15 protein-coding genes and 1 riboswitch are annotated in these 15,920 nt (G+C 42.6%); of the genes, 14 read left to right on the forward strand and 1 reads right to left on the reverse strand.

The genetic code is table 11. From position 1 onward, the window contains the following. Positions 1-365: 365 nt before the first annotated feature. From ABOA58_RS02050 to purD, 13 genes are all read left to right on the forward strand, one after another. The gene (locus tag ABOA58_RS02050; RefSeq protein WP_095390347.1) at positions 366-566 is read left to right on the forward strand and encodes an NETI motif-containing protein; all 201 of its coding nucleotides are present in this window, start codon (positions 366-368) and stop codon (positions 564-566) included. A gap of 74 nt (positions 567-640) precedes the next feature. Further along, positions 641-742, forward strand: a riboswitch (purine riboswitch). 180 nt (positions 743-922) lie between these two features. Continuing rightward, positions 923-1,411: a 5-(carboxyamino)imidazole ribonucleotide mutase gene (purE, locus tag ABOA58_RS02055; RefSeq protein ID WP_101225050.1), complete on the forward strand. Its 489-nt coding sequence runs from the start codon at positions 923-925 to the stop codon at positions 1,409-1,411. Continuing rightward, positions 1,395-2,555 carry a 5-(carboxyamino)imidazole ribonucleotide synthase gene (purK, locus tag ABOA58_RS02060; RefSeq protein ID WP_350301009.1) on the forward strand — a complete coding sequence of 387 codons (1,161 nt, stop codon included), beginning with the start codon at positions 1,395-1,397 and terminating at the stop codon, positions 2,553-2,555. The genes purE and purK overlap by 17 nt, the downstream gene beginning before the upstream one ends. Next, entirely contained in the window at positions 2,552-3,844 is a 1,293-nt protein-coding gene (purB, locus tag ABOA58_RS02065; protein WP_034306123.1) for an adenylosuccinate lyase, read from the forward strand. The genes purK and purB overlap by 4 nt, the downstream gene beginning before the upstream one ends. Positions 3,845-3,947: 103 nt before the next feature. Further along, a complete protein-coding gene (purC, locus tag ABOA58_RS02070; RefSeq protein WP_048680630.1) occupies positions 3,948-4,667 on the forward strand; it encodes a phosphoribosylaminoimidazolesuccinocarboxamide synthase in 720 nt (239 codons plus the stop codon). Next, positions 4,660-4,914, forward strand: a complete 255-nt coding sequence (gene purS, locus ABOA58_RS02075) for a phosphoribosylformylglycinamidine synthase subunit PurS (RefSeq protein ID WP_034306118.1) — start codon at positions 4,660-4,662, stop codon at positions 4,912-4,914. Before purC ends, purS begins: the two co-directional genes overlap by 8 nt. After that, on the forward strand, positions 4,911-5,597 hold the full coding sequence (purQ, locus tag ABOA58_RS02080; RefSeq protein WP_048680628.1) for a phosphoribosylformylglycinamidine synthase subunit PurQ: 687 nt from the start codon (positions 4,911-4,913) through the stop codon (positions 5,595-5,597). Before purS ends, purQ begins: the two co-directional genes overlap by 4 nt. Next, a complete protein-coding gene (gene purL / locus ABOA58_RS02085) occupies positions 5,581-7,800 on the forward strand; it encodes a phosphoribosylformylglycinamidine synthase subunit PurL (protein WP_350301010.1) in 2,220 nt (739 codons plus the stop codon). The genes purQ and purL overlap by 17 nt, the downstream gene beginning before the upstream one ends. Continuing rightward, positions 7,785-9,200 carry an amidophosphoribosyltransferase gene (gene purF, locus ABOA58_RS02090; RefSeq protein ID WP_350301011.1) on the forward strand — a complete coding sequence of 472 codons (1,416 nt, stop codon included), beginning with the start codon at positions 7,785-7,787 and terminating at the stop codon, positions 9,198-9,200. The genes purL and purF overlap by 16 nt, the downstream gene beginning before the upstream one ends. Before the next feature lie 42 nt (positions 9,201-9,242). Next, complete coding sequence (purM, locus tag ABOA58_RS02095) at positions 9,243-10,268, forward strand: phosphoribosylformylglycinamidine cyclo-ligase (protein WP_241590148.1); 1,026 nt, start codon at positions 9,243-9,245, stop codon at positions 10,266-10,268. Then, entirely contained in the window at positions 10,268-10,843 is a 576-nt protein-coding gene (gene purN, locus ABOA58_RS02100) for a phosphoribosylglycinamide formyltransferase (RefSeq protein ID WP_350301012.1), read from the forward strand. The genes purM and purN overlap by 1 nt, the downstream gene beginning before the upstream one ends. Before the next feature lie 18 nt (positions 10,844-10,861). Next, positions 10,862-12,397 (forward strand): bifunctional phosphoribosylaminoimidazolecarboxamide formyltransferase/IMP cyclohydrolase, encoded by a 1,536-nt coding sequence (gene purH, locus ABOA58_RS02105; RefSeq protein ID WP_350301013.1) that lies wholly within the window; start codon positions 10,862-10,864, stop codon positions 12,395-12,397. Between the two features lie 19 nt (positions 12,398-12,416). Then, the gene (gene purD / locus ABOA58_RS02110; RefSeq protein ID WP_350301014.1) at positions 12,417-13,691 is read left to right on the forward strand and encodes a phosphoribosylamine--glycine ligase; all 1,275 of its coding nucleotides are present in this window, start codon (positions 12,417-12,419) and stop codon (positions 13,689-13,691) included. A gap of 49 nt (positions 13,692-13,740) precedes the next feature. Here the strand turns inward: purD and ABOA58_RS02115 are convergent, their stop codons facing one another. Further along, positions 13,741-14,007 (reverse strand): YgaP-like transmembrane domain, encoded by a 267-nt coding sequence (locus tag ABOA58_RS02115; protein WP_350301015.1) that lies wholly within the window; start codon positions 14,005-14,007, stop codon positions 13,741-13,743. Between the two features lie 146 nt (positions 14,008-14,153). On the opposite strand from ABOA58_RS02115, the gene ABOA58_RS02120 reads away from it, so the two are divergent. Next, on the forward strand, positions 14,154-15,899 hold the full coding sequence (locus ABOA58_RS02120; RefSeq protein WP_350301016.1) for an adenine deaminase C-terminal domain-containing protein: 1,746 nt from the start codon (positions 14,154-14,156) through the stop codon (positions 15,897-15,899). Positions 15,900-15,920 lie beyond the last annotated feature (21 nt).

The raw sequence follows: 15,920 nt of genomic DNA on the forward strand, positions 1-15,920 counted from the left end.
CAAATTACAACAGCTGACTTATAAAATCGTTCTTACTTGAATTGAAATAGTTCGCGAGAGCAAGATACGAATATGGAGCAGAGTTTAATTTCAAGAATCAGGCTATGGTAATTCAGAGGGGAAGAAGGGTAGGATATTGAAGGGGATGTATAATTTATGGGTGCAGGTGCTTTTACGGAAGAAAGGAATATCATAATCTGAGACATTATGGAATTTCCAGTATAAAGTAATCGATTTTATTTACATGCATTGTTGTCTTTACTTATTCTTTTCATTATAATAGGAAGAATTTATTATTGATAATATGCAAGTTGGATGGGTAAGGAAGAAGGCAGGTAAAATAGAACCATGAAGGGATCGGTATTGTGAGTAAAAAGAGTAAGGAAAAGTTTGAAGTTATCGAAGGCGAGACGATCGATGCATGTTTAGATCGAATTAAAGCGGCAGGTTACTTTCCTGTAAGGCGAACGGAAGAGCCTATCTTTGCCGAGAGAATCGAGAATGGTAAAGTCCATTATGTGCCAGTTGATCGAAAAATTGTATTCGAAGCAAAGTTAATCGAGTAAAACACGAACGATTAATTAATATCATGTAAAAATATTCGATTTTAACTTGACATTAAAATGGCCGGAAGGTAAGATGAAGTTACATTAATACATCTCATATAATCATGGGGATATGGCCCAAAAGTTTCTACCTGATGACCGTAAATCATCGGACTATGAGAAAAGCATCTGACTATTTCGGAAACTAGCCAAGTCTTTTTGTGATTTTCAAAAGGGCTTTCTTTTCCGGACAGGTTGCTTTCTCGATGAGGAAGCAACCTGTCCGGTTTTTTAATTTACATGTTATAGATAAAAATGATAAGCGTCCGTCTGCATACCCGGGACGCCATAATATGAGTGTTGGAGGGAATGATGATATGAAACCGCAAGTTGGGGTTATTATGGGAAGTGTCTCGGATTGGGAAACGATGAAATACGCTTGTGAATCATTGGAACAGCTTGAGATTCCCTATGAAAAAAGAGTCGTTTCCGCCCACCGGACGCCGGATTTACTATTTGAATATGCAGAGAGTGCAAAAGATAGAGATATTAAAGTGATTATTGCCGGAGCAGGCGGGGCTGCACATCTTCCAGGTATGACCGCCGCTAAAACGATTGTCCCTGTGATAGGCGTGCCAATACAGTCGAAGGCATTAAATGGGATGGATTCGTTATTATCGATTGTTCAAATGCCTGGTGGCGTACCGGTTGCAACGGTTGCTATCGGAAAAGCGGGCGCAGTCAATGCCGGTTTGTTTGCGGCTCAAATATTAGCAGCTTTTGATTCTGACATTGCTGATAGGTTAGAGGCTTTACGAGACGAAACGAGAGAAAAGGTGTTACAGAGCAGTGAACAACTTAAATAATACAATCATTTTACCGGGACAGACCATTGGAATAATCGGCGGAGGACAATTGGGCAGGATGATGGCCTTATCGGCTAAGGCATCGGGCTTTAAAATAGCGGTCCTTGAGCCGACTGCAGAAGGCCCATGTGCTCAAGTGGCGGATATTGAAATCATTGGTGCTTATGATGATATCGAAGCATTGAAAAGGTTGGCTGACGTCAGTGATGTCATAACATATGAGTTTGAAAATATCAGTTCAGAAGCACTGGATTGGTTAAAGCAACATTCATTTCTTCCACAGGGCTCAGAATTATTAAAGCTGACACAGGATAGGCTGACGGAAAAAAAAGCCATATCAGATGCAGGAGCTTCCGTTGCTCCATATCAGGAAATACAGGATATTTCAGAAATTTACCTTCATATAGAGAAATTAGGGTACCCTAGTGTGTTAAAAACGACGCGGGGCGGTTATGATGGAAAAGGGCAGTTGGTCATTAAGGAAGAAGCCGACATCAAAAAGGCTGAATCCCTGCTCAAAACAGGTATATGTGTGCTGGAAGCCTGGATTCCTTTCGTAAAAGAAATATCCATTATCGTGACGCGTAAGGCAGATGGCGAGACAAGTCATTTTCCGATTGCAGAAAACATTCATGTTGAAAACATTCTTCATAAAAGCATTGTTCCCGCCCGTATTAGTCAACAAGCTGAACGGAAAGCTATTAATGAAGCTTTACAGCTTGCAGAGAAACTTGATTTGGTGGGGACATTGGCGGTCGAGATGTTTTTAACCGCTCAGGATGATATCATCATTAATGAATTAGCGCCAAGACCTCATAACTCAGGTCATTATACAATGGAAGCATGTGAGACTTCACAGTTCGAACAGCATATAAGGGCTGTCTGCAATTGGCCGCTCGGAAATACGGAGTTATTGAAGCCTGTGGTAATGATAAACATCCTAGGTGAGCATGTCAGGCCCTTAATGGATGAAATTCCGACGCTTTCAGATTGGAAGGTTCACCTTTACGGTAAGAAAGAAGCCAAGCTTAAGCGGAAAATGGGTCATGTGAATATTTTACGTCCAACGATTGAGGAAGCTCTTTTGGAAAGTGATCGAAGCAAAATATGGAATCAACAGGTTGAAACGGAGGAAGTAAAATGATTGAACGTTATACCCGCCCAGAGATGGGAAACATTTGGACAGAAAAGAACCGCTTTAATGCGTGGTTGGAAGTTGAAATCTTAGCTTGTGAAGCATGGTCTGAGCTAGGTGTCATTCCTAAAGAAGATGTGAAGCTTCTTCGTGAAAATGCTACATTCGATGTAGACCGTATCAATGAAATCGAAAAAGATACACGCCACGATGTTGTTGCTTTTACACGTGCGGTTTCTGAAACGTTGGGTGAAGAACGGAAATGGGTCCATTACGGACTGACTTCCACTGATGTGGTGGATACAGCTCTTTCATATGTGATAAAGCAAGCGAATGAGATACTTGCCAAGGATTTAAATAACTTCGTGGAGATCCTGAAAAATAAAGCGAAAGAACATAAATACACGGTTCAAATGGGACGTACACATGGAGTTCATGCTGAACCGACCACTTTTGGGTTGAAACTGGCTCTTTGGTATCAAGAAATGAAACGCAATGTCGAACGTTTTGAAGAAGCTAGAAAGAACATTGAGGTTGGGAAAATCTCTGGAGCTGTCGGAACTTACGCGAACATCGACCCGTTCGTTGAAAAATTCGTTTGTGAAAAGCTTGGCCTTGAAGCAGCGCCAATTTCAACACAAACATTGCAGCGCGATCGCCACGCACATTATATGAGCACATTGGCTTTAATTGCGACATCAATTGAAAAATTCGCAGTGGAAATTCGCGGCTTGCAAAAAAGTGAAACACGCGAAGTGGAAGAATTCTTTGCAAAAGGACAAAAAGGATCTTCGGCAATGCCTCATAAACGGAATCCAATCGGTTCTGAAAATATGACGGGTATGGCTCGTGTCATCCGCGGTTACATGATGACAGCATATGAGAATGTGCCATTATGGCATGAACGTGACATTTCGCATTCTTCTGCTGAGCGCATCATCTTGCCGGATGCAACGATCGCATTAAACTACATGCTGAACCGTTTCAGCAACATAGTGAAGAACTTGACCGTTTATCCAGAAAATATGAAACGCAATATGGACCGTACGCTTGGGTTGATTTTCTCACAACGTGTGCTGCTTTCCCTTATCGATAAAGGACTTGTCCGTGAAGAAGCTTATGATACGGTTCAGCCGAAAGCGATGGAAGCATGGGAGCTTCAGGTTCCATTCAGAAGCCTGATCGAAAAGGATGATAAAATCACAAGCTTGCTTACGAAAGAAGAACTTGATGATTGTTTCGATCCTACACATCACCTGAAAAATGTTGATGTAATCTTTGATCGTTTAGGTTTATAAAAGTGAAGGCGGCAAACATGGCACCTCTAAACGGTGATATGTTTGCCAAGCCTGATCAATGGCAGGAAGATTCATAATATTCACAATGTGGGGGTCTGGACAGATGGAAAAACGAGAATTGTTGTATGAAGGAAAAGCGAAACAGATTTTTGCAACGGACAACAGTGAAATAGTTTGGGTGGAATACAAGGATTCGGCAACAGCATTCAATGGTGAGAAGAAGTCAGAGATTGCCGGAAAAGGTAAGTTGAATAATCAAATTACTAGCTTACTATTTTCAAAGCTTGCCCAAGAGAATATCCCGTCCCATTTTATTGAAATGCTTTCCGAACGGGAGCAACTGGTCAAAAGGGTATCCATCATTCCGCTAGAAGTCGTTGTCAGAAATACGGCTGCCGGCAGTTTTTCTAAAAGAACTGGCATTGAAGAAGGCCAGCCGCTCAAGAAAACGCTGATTGAGTTTTACTATAAAGACGACGAGCTCGGCGATCCTCTGTTAACGGAAGACCATATTGAAGAATTGGAACTTGCAAGCAAGGAAGATGTAGCGATTTTAAAAGAAAAGGCACAAGAAATCAGTATCGTCTTAACGTCTTTCTTTAAAGAGTTGGACATTAAATTGATTGATTTTAAATTAGAGTTCGGCAAAACCCCGAATGGAGACATTCTGCTGGCAGATGAAATTTCACCTGATACCTGCCGATTATGGGATATTAACACGAACGAAAAATTAGACAAAGATGTATTCCGCCGTGATTTAGGAAGTTTAACAGATGCTTACGAAAAAATACTAGCAAAGTTGGAGGGCACTCAACATGTATAAGGTTAAAGTATATATCACACTACGCGAAAGTGTATTAGATCCACAGGGAGCGGCAGTGCAACAATCACTTCATAGCTTGACTTATAACGAAGTTAGTGATGTTCGAGTGGGGAAATACATTGAACTTACAATTAAGGATACGGATCGTGATTTAGATCAACTTGTGAAGGAAATGTGTGAAAAACTATTGGCCAATACGGTAATTGAAGCTTACCGTTATGATGTTGAGGAGGTTATCACCCAATGAAATTTGCTGTCATAGTTTTCCCTGGCTCCAATTGTGATGTCGATATGTACCATGCGATAAAGGATGCATTGGGGGAAGAAGTGGAGTATGTTTGGCACTCTACAGACAATCTAGATCAGTATGATGGGATTCTCCTTCCTGGAGGTTTCTCTTATGGAGACTATTTACGCTCTGGAGCAATTGCACGCTTTTCGAATGTAATGGCTGAAGTCGTAAAAGCGGCACAAGCAGGAAAGCCTGTCTTGGGTGTCTGCAATGGTTTTCAGATTTTACTTGAAGCAGGACTTTTACCTGGAGCGATGCGCCGTAATGAAGGCTTGAAATTCATTTGCCGCAATGTAGGACTGAAGGTTGAAAATAACCAATCGATGTTCACGACAGGATATGAATTAAATGAAACGATTACGATCCCTGTGGCACATGGTGAAGGGAATTACTACTGCGATGATGAGACATTGGCTGAATTAAAACAAAATAACCGCATCTTGTTCACGTATGATGGTGAAAATCCAAACGGAAGCTTGGAGCAAATAGCGGGAATTACAAATGAACAAGGAAATGTCCTCGGAATGATGCCTCATCCCGAACGTGCTGTTGATTCGCTGCTTGGCAGTAAAGACGGCTTAAAGATTTTTCAATCCATCGTGAAAAACTGGAGGGAATCACATGTTATTACAGCTTGAACCAAGTCCGGAAAAAATTAAATCGGATCGATTGTACGCAACAATGGGACTATCCGATGATGAATTTGCAATGGTGGAGAAAATCTTAGGCAGACTGCCGAATTATACGGAAACTGGATTGTTTTCGGTTATGTGGTCAGAGCATTGTTCATACAAAAATTCAAAACCCATCTTAAGGAAATTCCCGATTACAGGGGAGAAAGTGCTGCAAGGTCCTGGTGAAGGAGCAGGTATCGTTGATATCGGTGACGATCAGGCTGTCGTTTTTAAAATAGAAAGTCATAACCATCCTTCGGCAATTGAACCTTATCAAGGTGCTGCTACTGGTGTCGGCGGTATTATCCGTGATGTTTTCTCCATGGGTGCCCGTCCAATCGCGATGTTGAACTCGCTTCGCTTCGGTGAGCTAGATAATGATCGTGTGAAATATTTATTTAAAGAAGTGGTTGCAGGGATTGCAGGATACGGGAATTGTATCGGCATTCCGACTGTCGGCGGAGAAATTCAATTTGATCCATCGTATGAAGGAAACCCTCTAGTCAATGCCATGTGTGTCGGTTTGATCGACCATAAGGACATAAAAAAAGGCCAAGCGCATGGAGTGGGCAACACAGTGATGTATGTGGGTGCCAAAACAGGACGTGATGGCATTCATGGAGCAACATTTGCATCTGAAGAGCTATCAGAGTCTTCTGAAGAAAAACGCCCAGCCGTACAAGTAGGCGATCCATTCATGGAGAAACTGCTTTTGGAAGCATGCCTTGAATTGATTCAAAATGATGCCCTTGTCGGCATTCAGGATATGGGAGCAGCGGGTCTTACAAGCTCATCTGCCGAGATGGCGAGTAAAGCTGGCTCAGGAATAAAAATGAACCTTGATTTGGTACCGCAGCGTGAAACGGGAATGACAGCATATGAAATGATGCTTTCTGAATCACAAGAGCGGATGCTGATCGTTGTCACTAAAGGACGCGAGCAGGAAATCGTTGACTTGTTTACGAAATATGACCTAGAAGCGGTTGCTGTTGGAGAAGTAACGGATGATAAAAACCTAACACTTTCCCATCAAGGTGAAATCGTTGCTGAAGTTCCTGTTGATGCACTGGCTGAAGAAGCTCCGATTTATCACAAGCCATCTGCAGAACCGCAATATTTCCGTGACTTCCAAAGCATGACGGCAGAAGTGCCGGTCATTGAAGATTATACAGAAACATTGGTATCACTATTGAAGCAACCGACAATTTCGAGCAAGGAATGGGTCTACGACCAATATGATTACATGGTCCGCACGAATACAGTCGTTTCACCTGGATCGGATGCGGCGGTAGTGCGTGTACGGGGTACAAATAAGGCTCTTGCCATGACGACGGATTGCAACTCCCGCTTTATTTATTTAGATCCTGAAACAGGCGGCAAAATCGCAGTGGCTGAAGCTGCCCGTAACATCATTTGCTCGGGTGCTGAACCTTTAGCGATCACGGATTGCTTGAATTTTGGAAATCCAGAAAAGCCTGAAATATTTTGGCAATTGGAAAAAGCGGCAGACGGTATGAGCGAAGCGTGCAGAAGCTTAAGTACTCCTGTAATTGGCGGAAATGTCTCCCTTTACAATGAAACGAATGGTGAAGCGATTTACCCGACGCCTGTAGTTGGGATGGTTGGACTAGTCAGTGACCTTCAACACATCACTACACAAACATTTAAAAATGAATCCGATTTGATTTACGTGGTCGGTGAAGCGAAAGTTGAATTCGGAGGCAGTGAATTACAGAAAATGCTCGAGGGTAAAATCTTTGGACGCGCTCCAGAACTTGATTTGGCCGTTGAACAAAAACGTCAGCAGCAAATTCTGACGGCAATCCAAAAAGGACTTGTTGCATCTGCCCATGACCTTTCGGAAGGCGGTTTGGCAGTGGCTTTAGCAGAATCTTTATTCTCTGCTAGTAAACTTGGGGCTAAAGTGAATATATCCGGCGAACCGGTATCTGAATTATTCAGTGAAACGCAATCACGATTCCTACTGTCCATCAGTCCTGAAAACCAAACGGCATTTGAAGGGCTGGTTGAAGATGCGAGATTAATAGGCTCAGTAACGGCTGATAATAAATTAGTCGTGGCAACAAGTGATAGCAAAGTATTGGAAGCGGACGTTGAAGATTTACAAACAGCTTGGAAGGGAGCCATACCATGCTTGCTGAAATAAGAAGCCTAAACGAAGAGTGTGGTGTTGTTGGAGTCTGGGGACATCCCGATGCTGCACAGCTTGCTTACTACGGTTTGCATAGCTTGCAACATCGTGGTCAAGAGGGAGCGGGCATCGTCGTGACGGATGGTGAGCAGATGTCCATTTCTAAGGGCGAAGGACTTGTCACAGAGATATTCACTGCCGAAAAAATGCAGGCACTTTCCGGTAGCGGTAAAGCGGCAATCGGCCATGTCCGTTATACAACGGCAGGCGGCGGAGGGTATCAAAATGTTCAGCCTTTCCTGTTCAATTCGCATACAGGAGGGCTGGCCCTTGCTCATAATGGGAATATCGTCAATGCCCATCAATTAAAAGCACAGCTTGAAGGACAAGGAAGCATTTTTCAAACGACATCTGATACGGAAGTTCTGGCACATCTGATTAAACGCTCCGGCTACTCGGATGTAAGAGATTCCGTGAAAAACAGTTTAAGCATGCTGAAGGGAGCCTATGCTTTTGTCATCATGACCGAAAATCAAATGATCATGGCAAGAGATCCGCATGGCTTCCGTCCGCTTTCCTTGGGGAAAATAGGCGATGCATATTTCGCTGCATCAGAAACATGTGCACTTGATATTGTAGGTGCAGAATTCATCCGCGATATTGAGCCGGGTGAACTCGTTGTCATTAATGATGAGGGAATCACATCCGAATACTTTTCGCTTTCCAGCCAACAGGCAATGTGCACGATGGAGTATGTGTATTTCTCCCGTCCGGATAGCAACATTGATGGTATCAATGTTCATACGGCACGAAAAAACCTTGGCAAGCAAATGGCAATGGAAACCAAAATTGAAGCCGATGTAGTTACAGGTGTACCTGATTCCAGCATCTCGGCAGCGATTGGCTATGCTGAAGCTGCAGGCATTCCATATGAAATGGGTTTAATAAAAAATCGTTATGTTGGCCGGACTTTCATTCAGCCATCACAAAGTCTGCGTGAACAAGGCGTGAAGATGAAACTATCACCTGTAAGAGGGGTAGTGGAAGGCAAGCGGGTCATAATGGTTGATGATTCAATCGTCCGTGGGACAACGAGCAGAAGGATTGTCCGCATGTTAAAAGATGCCGGAGCGAAAGAAGTGCATGTAGTAATCAGCTCACCACCGATCAAGAATCCATGTTTTTATGGCATAGACACGTCCAAAAAGGAAGAACTGATTGCGAGCTCTAAATCGGTGGAGGAAATAAGGGAAATCATCGGTGCTGATTCCTTAACTTTTTTAAGTGTCGAAGGTATGGTCGAAGCTATTGGACGACCGTTTCCTGGAGAAACGCGCGGTTCATGCCTAGCTTGTTTCACCGGAAATTATCCGACTGAAATTTTTGAATACGAACGAGAAAAAACAAAATGTTAATCAAGTCGGCAATGATGATTGATTTTCGGAGGAGGATTTCAAATGGCTAATGCATATAAACAGGCTGGTGTGGATATTGAGGCTGGTTATGAAGCGGTAAATCGAATGAAAAAACATGTAAAGCGCACATTTCGTCCAGAAGTAATGAATGGTCTGGGCGGTTTCGGCGGCATGTTTGATTTATCTTCCTTGAACCTTAAAGAACCTGTGCTCATTTCTGGTACGGATGGAGTGGGTACAAAACTTTTGTTGGCGTTCATGATGGATAAACACGATACAATTGGAGTGGATTGTGTAGCTATGTGCGTCAATGATGTTGTCGTTCAAGGTGCTGCACCTTTATACTTTTTAGATTATATTGCATGCGGTAAAGCAGATCCTGAACGAATTGAAATGATCGTCAAAGGAATTGCAGATGGCTGTGAGCAGGCGGGCTGTGCTTTAATCGGCGGAGAAACGGCTGAAATGCCAGGCATGTATGAGACGGAAGAATACGATGTGGCAGGTTTTACTGTAGGTGCCGTTGAAAAATCACGTCTGATTACCGGTGAAGCGATCTCGGCGGGGGATGTCGTCATTGGACTCGCTTCAAGCGGCATCCACAGTAATGGGTATTCCCTTGTTCGTAAGATCCTTCTTGAGGACTCAGGTATGGGGCTTCATGACTTCGTACCGGAACTGGATTGCAAGTTGGGAGAGGAATTATTAAAACCGACAAAAATCTATGTGAAGTCCGTTTTATCGACGTTGGAAAAATTTGAGGTTAATGGCCTTGCTCATATCACCGGTGGAGGATTCATCGAGAATATTCCGCGTATCCTTCCTGAAGGATGCGGTGTTGAAATCGAGCTTGGAAGCTGGGAAATTCCAACCATATTCTCATTCCTTGAAGAAAAAGGGAACCTTGTAAAAGAGGAAATGTTCAATATCTTCAATATGGGTATTGGAATGACGGCCGTCGTCAAAAAAGAAGTGGCATCGGATGTGCTGGCCCACCTAAAGTCTTGCGGTGAAGAAGCCTCAGTTATTGGAACGATCGTGGATGGAAATGGAGTGTCGTTCAAATAATGAAACGCCTTGCTGTCTTTGCATCAGGTAACGGTAGTAATTTTCAATCAATTGCTGAAGCAATAAAAAGTGGAAAGTTGGAGGCGGAAATCTGTCTTGTCGTTTGCGATCGTGAAGACGCATATGTGCTTGAGAGAGCAAAGCTTGAGAATATTGACTCTTTCTCCTTTTCAGCAAAGAATTACTCCAACAAGACTGAATATGAAACGGAAATCCTGGAAAAACTTCGCCAGTATGAGATAGAATTCATCATTCTTGCTGGTTATATGCGTTTGATCGGTCCGACATTATTACAAAAGTATTCACAGAGGATTGTGAACATCCACCCTTCACTTCTGCCTAGTTTTCCAGGCAAGGATGCAATTGGCCAGGCTTTTGATGCCGGAGTGAAGGAAACGGGGGTAACGGTTCATTATGTGGATGATGGAATGGACACAGGACCGGTCATTGCCCAAAAAGCAGTGCCAATTCTTGAAGGGGATACGAAAGACATCCTTCAGAAAAGGATTCAGGAAATGGAGCATGACCTGTATCCGTCAGTTTTGCAGGAGCTATGCCACAAGAAACTTACTTAATGGAGGGACCAACATAACATGAAGAAACGTGCATTAATTAGTGTATCGGATAAAACAGGTATCGTAGAATTTGCTCAAGGATTAATTGAAGCAGGTTTTGAAATCATTTCTACAGGCGGTACCAAAAAAACGCTTCTGGAAAATGGTATTGAGGTTATTGGAATCAGTGACGTCACCGGTTTCCCGGAAATATTGGATGGACGTGTTAAAACGCTTCACCCGAATGTCCATGGAGCAGTGTTGGCAAAACATGATGACAAAAATCACGCAGCACAGCTTGCGGAACATAATATTGAACCGATTCAACTTGTCTGTGTGAACCTATATCCATTCCAAGCGACTATCTCCAAACCGGAAGTCACTGTGGAAGATGCTATTGAAAACATCGATATCGGTGGACCGACAATGCTTCGTTCTTCTGCTAAAAACCACGAATATGTGACTGTTATCGTTGATTCCAATGATTATCCTACCGTATTGGCTGAGCTGAAACAAAACGGCGGGGTAGCAAAAACCACGAATCGCCGCCTGGCTGCAAAAGTTTTCCGTCATACGGCAGCATATGATGCAGTTATTTCAGAGTATATGACAGAGCTTGCCGATGAAGAAAATCCTGAATCATTGACTGTTACCTATGAATTGAAACAGTCACTTCGTTATGGGGAAAATCCACATCAAAAAGCCGCATTCTATAAAAAACCGCTTGGTTCCGTTTTCTCAATTGCAGAAGCGAATCAATTACATGGAAAAGAACTTTCATACAACAACATCAATGATGCTGATGCAGCACTTCAAATCGTTAAAGAATTCAATGAGCCGGCTGCAGTTGCAGTCAAACATATGAATCCTTGCGGCGTCGGTGTCGGTGCGACCATTTTGGAAGCATATGAAAAAGCTTATGAGGCAGATTCCACCTCCATTTTCGGTGGGATCATCGCTTTGAACCGTGAAGTCGATAAGGCAACTGCGGAAAAGCTTCATGAAATTTTCCTTGAAATCATCATTGCACCTGGGTTTACACAAGAGGCAGTGGAAGTATTGACAAGCAAGAAAAACCTACGTTTATTAACGATCGATTTCAACGCGGTTAAAAAGCCTGAACGTAAATTGACATCCATTGAAGGCGGATTACTTATTCAAGATCGGGATGCACATAGCTTAAAGGATGCAGAGGTAAAAGTGGCAACGAAACGTGAGCCTACCCCTGAAGAATGGAAAGCCATGGAACTTGGCTGGAAAATCGTGAAACATGTCAAGTCGAATGCAATAGTGGTTTGTAACGATCAAATGACATTAGGTGTTGGCGCAGGTCAAATGAACCGTGTTGGAGCTGCAAAAATTGCTCTTGAACAAGCTGGGGAAAGAGCGACAGGAAGTGCATTGGCATCAGATGCTTTCTTCCCAATGGATGATACTGTAGAAGCGGCAGCAAAAGCGGGCGTCACGGCAATCATTCAGCCTGGTGGATCTGTTAAAGATGAGGATTCAATCAAGAAAGCTGATGAATATGGGATTACAATGGTGTTTACAGGAATTCGTCACTTTAAACATTAATCAAAAACGAGGTGCGATAATGAATGTACTAGTAATTGGCCGGGGCGGCAGGGAGCATGCCATAGCCCGCAAACTATTTGAAAGTAAACGGGTTGGGACTGTTTTTGCAGCACCGGGAAATCCAGGGATGACCGATGTGGCGACTCTTGTTCCAATTGATGAAAACAATCACGGGGAATTGGTTGCCTTTGCCAAAAAGAATGCAGTTTCATTAACGGTGATCGGGCCTGAAACCCCATTGTTGAATGGACTTGCCGATGATTTTACGGAGGCAGGATTACAGGTGTTTGGCCCTAATGGCCGTGCTGCAGTCATCGAGGGAAGTAAATCCTTTGCTAAAGATTTAATGAAGAACTACAGCATTCCGACAGCGGAATATGAAACATTCTCTGATTATGATTCAGCAAAGGCATATATCGAAAAAATGGGTGCCCCCATCGTCATAAAAGCGGATGGTTTGGCTGCAGGAAAAGGTGTCGTAGTTGCCATGACGATGGAAGAGGCGTTAGACGCCATCCATGATATGCTTGTCGGTGCAAAGTTCGGGGAAGCATCTGCCAAAGTCGTTATTGAGGAATTCCTTGATGGCGAGGAATTTTCATTGATGGCATTCGTTAATGGGGAAAAAGTGTATCCGATGGTCATTGCTCAGGATCATAAGCGGGTTTTTGATGGAGATCAGGGTCCGAACACAGGTGGAATGGGTGCATACTCACCAGTGCCGCAAATTTCCGATGAAATGATTCAGACTGCAGTCGAAACGATTCTTAAGCCCACGGTAAATGCGATGATTTCTGAGAATCGGAGTTTTACAGGAATATTATATGCCGGGTTGATCGCCACTGAAAAAGGCACAAAAGTCATTGAGTTCAATGCTCGTTTTGGCGATCCGGAAACGCAAGTTGTTTTACCGCGCCTAAAAACAGATTTCGTAGACACGCTTGAAGCGGTTCTTTCTGGAGAGGATTTACAACTTGAATGGCATGAAGAAGCCGTGCTTGGAGTGGTCGTCGCAGCCGATGGATATCCAGGGGAATATAAAAAGGGATCTATCATTAAAGGCTTGGAAAAGATTAATCCGAAAGCCCATGTTTATCATGCTGGAACGGCTCTCAATAATGAAGGGAACTTCATCTCGAATGGCGGACGTGTACTTCTGGTTGCTGCAAAAGGGAAAGATTTGGCCTCTGCCCAAGCTGAAGTATATAAAGAGTTAGGGCATATTGAGAAAGACGGCTTATTTTGGCGAACGGATATTGGCTACCGAGCAATAAAATACAATTTTTCATCATAATATAAAGAAGCTGACTCTAAGCGGAGTCAGCTTCTTCTTTAGAAAAAACTTAATATGATTCAGATTGATTAGATTCATTTTCCTGTTTTGGTTCACTTTTCATCAAGTTCTGTCCGTTTTCCATCGCATCGACGACAGGACAATAGCGGAGTATGCCTTCGCCTATTTTCATGGCAGAAAGCATCACCACGATTATGTAAGATTGGTTTTTCCATGGTTTTTTCACCATTTTAGCCATAGCCCATGTTAAAAATGTAAAACCACAGGTAATTCGCATTAATGCATTTATTATACTGATATTTTGTTTAAACTTCATTTAAAGTCCATCCCTTCACAAAAATTTAACAATATTCTGGATAACAATACTGTTCTAATGGGGCAAGTATGTTACTATGAAATAAAATTGGATTGAAAATGGTTTTTTTCATACATCTGTTTCTAATAACTTATGGGGGAATGTTTATGCTTGAACAGCGCTATAGATGGAAAAATAAACATCTTAGAGAACATATAGATGTGCTGGATGGCAATAGGGCACCACACATTCTGCTTAAAAATACGACTTATTTAAATCAGGCATTACGAAAATGGGTGAAGGCGAATATATGGATATATGAGGATCGCATCATATATGTTGGCGATAAGCTTCCTGATAATATAGACCGCTGTGAAATGGTAGACTGTACAAACCAGTACTTGGTCCCGGGTTATATTGAGCCGCATTCACACCCTTCTCAATTATATAATCCCCTTTCTTTTTCACGTTATGCATCTCATTTTGGCACAACGACATTGATCAATGATAACTTGCCGTTTCTATTGCAGTTAGATAAAAAGAAAGCGTTTTCTCTTTTGAAAGAATTACGTAATATTCCTGTAACAATGTATTGGTGGAGCCGTTTTGACGGACAAACGGAATTGATCGATGAAGATATGGTCTTTTCCCATGGAGCCGTTAAATCATGGCTGGAGCATGATGCCGTATTACAGGGCGGGGAACTTACTGGATGGCCGAAGCTTCTCGATGGGGATGACATGATGCTGCACTGGATTCAGGAAGCCAAGCGAATGAGGAAGAAAATAGAAGGACACTTTCCAGGTGCCTCAGAGAAGACTTTAGCAAAAATGACCTTGTTCGGCGCCGATTGTGATCATGAGGCAATGACAGGTGATGAGGTCATGTCGCGCTTGCTGCAAGGCTATTATGTATCATTAAGACATTCTTCGATCCGGCCGGATCTTCCTAAGATGATTTCTGAAATCCATGAACTCGGTATTGATCATTACGACAAATTCTTTTATACGACAGATGGATCGCCGCCTTCTTTTTATGAAGATGGATTCATAGATTGTTTAATAAAGATTGCAATAGAGCATGGTGTTCCGGTCATCGATGCTTACAATATGGCAACTATCAACATCGCACGATATTATAATATTGAATACCTTCATGGCAATATTGCCACTGGAAGGGTAGCGAACATCAACTTCCTGACCGATGTAAAGGAACCCGCACCGGTTTCGGTAATGGCAAAAGGGAAATGGGTTAAAAGGGATGGTGAAATCATTCCAGATAAACAGGAAATCCAATGGAATGATTTCGATTTTAAACCGCTCGATCTTGATTGGGATCTTAGTTTAAAGGAAGATTTTGAATTTTCCATGCCGTTTGGAATTGAATTGGTCAATAATGTAATTACGAAACCGTACTCGCTTGCCAATGATGTTGGTCATGAAGAACTGAACTTTGAGGATGATGAATGCTTTTTCATGCTTATCGATCGGGAAGGGAAATGGCGCATCAATACGATATTAAAAGGGTTTGCGGACAAATTATGCGGCTTCGCCGGCTCTTATACAAATACAGGTGATATCATACTGATCGGTAAAAGGAAAAAGGATATGCATTTGGCATTTAACCGGCTGAAGGAAATCGGCGGTGGAATCATTTTAACGGAACAAGGCAAGGTGATCCATGAACTTCCTCTGAAATTAAAGGGAGTCATGTCCACCAAGGAGGTTCCTCAACTGATAGAAGAAGAAAATGAATTGAAACATTTGCTGCGTGAGAGAGGTTATCGCTTCGCCGATCCTGTGTACACCCTTTCATTCTTTTCGACAACCCATCTGCCATATATAAGGCTAACCCAGCGAGGAGTATATGATGTAATGAATAAAACTATACTCTTTCCTACTATAATGCGTTAAAATATAAGAGAAGAAATGGCT

This window comes from Peribacillus frigoritolerans, from assembly GCF_040250305.1.
GTDB lineage: Bacteria > Bacillota > Bacilli > Bacillales > DSM-1321 > Peribacillus.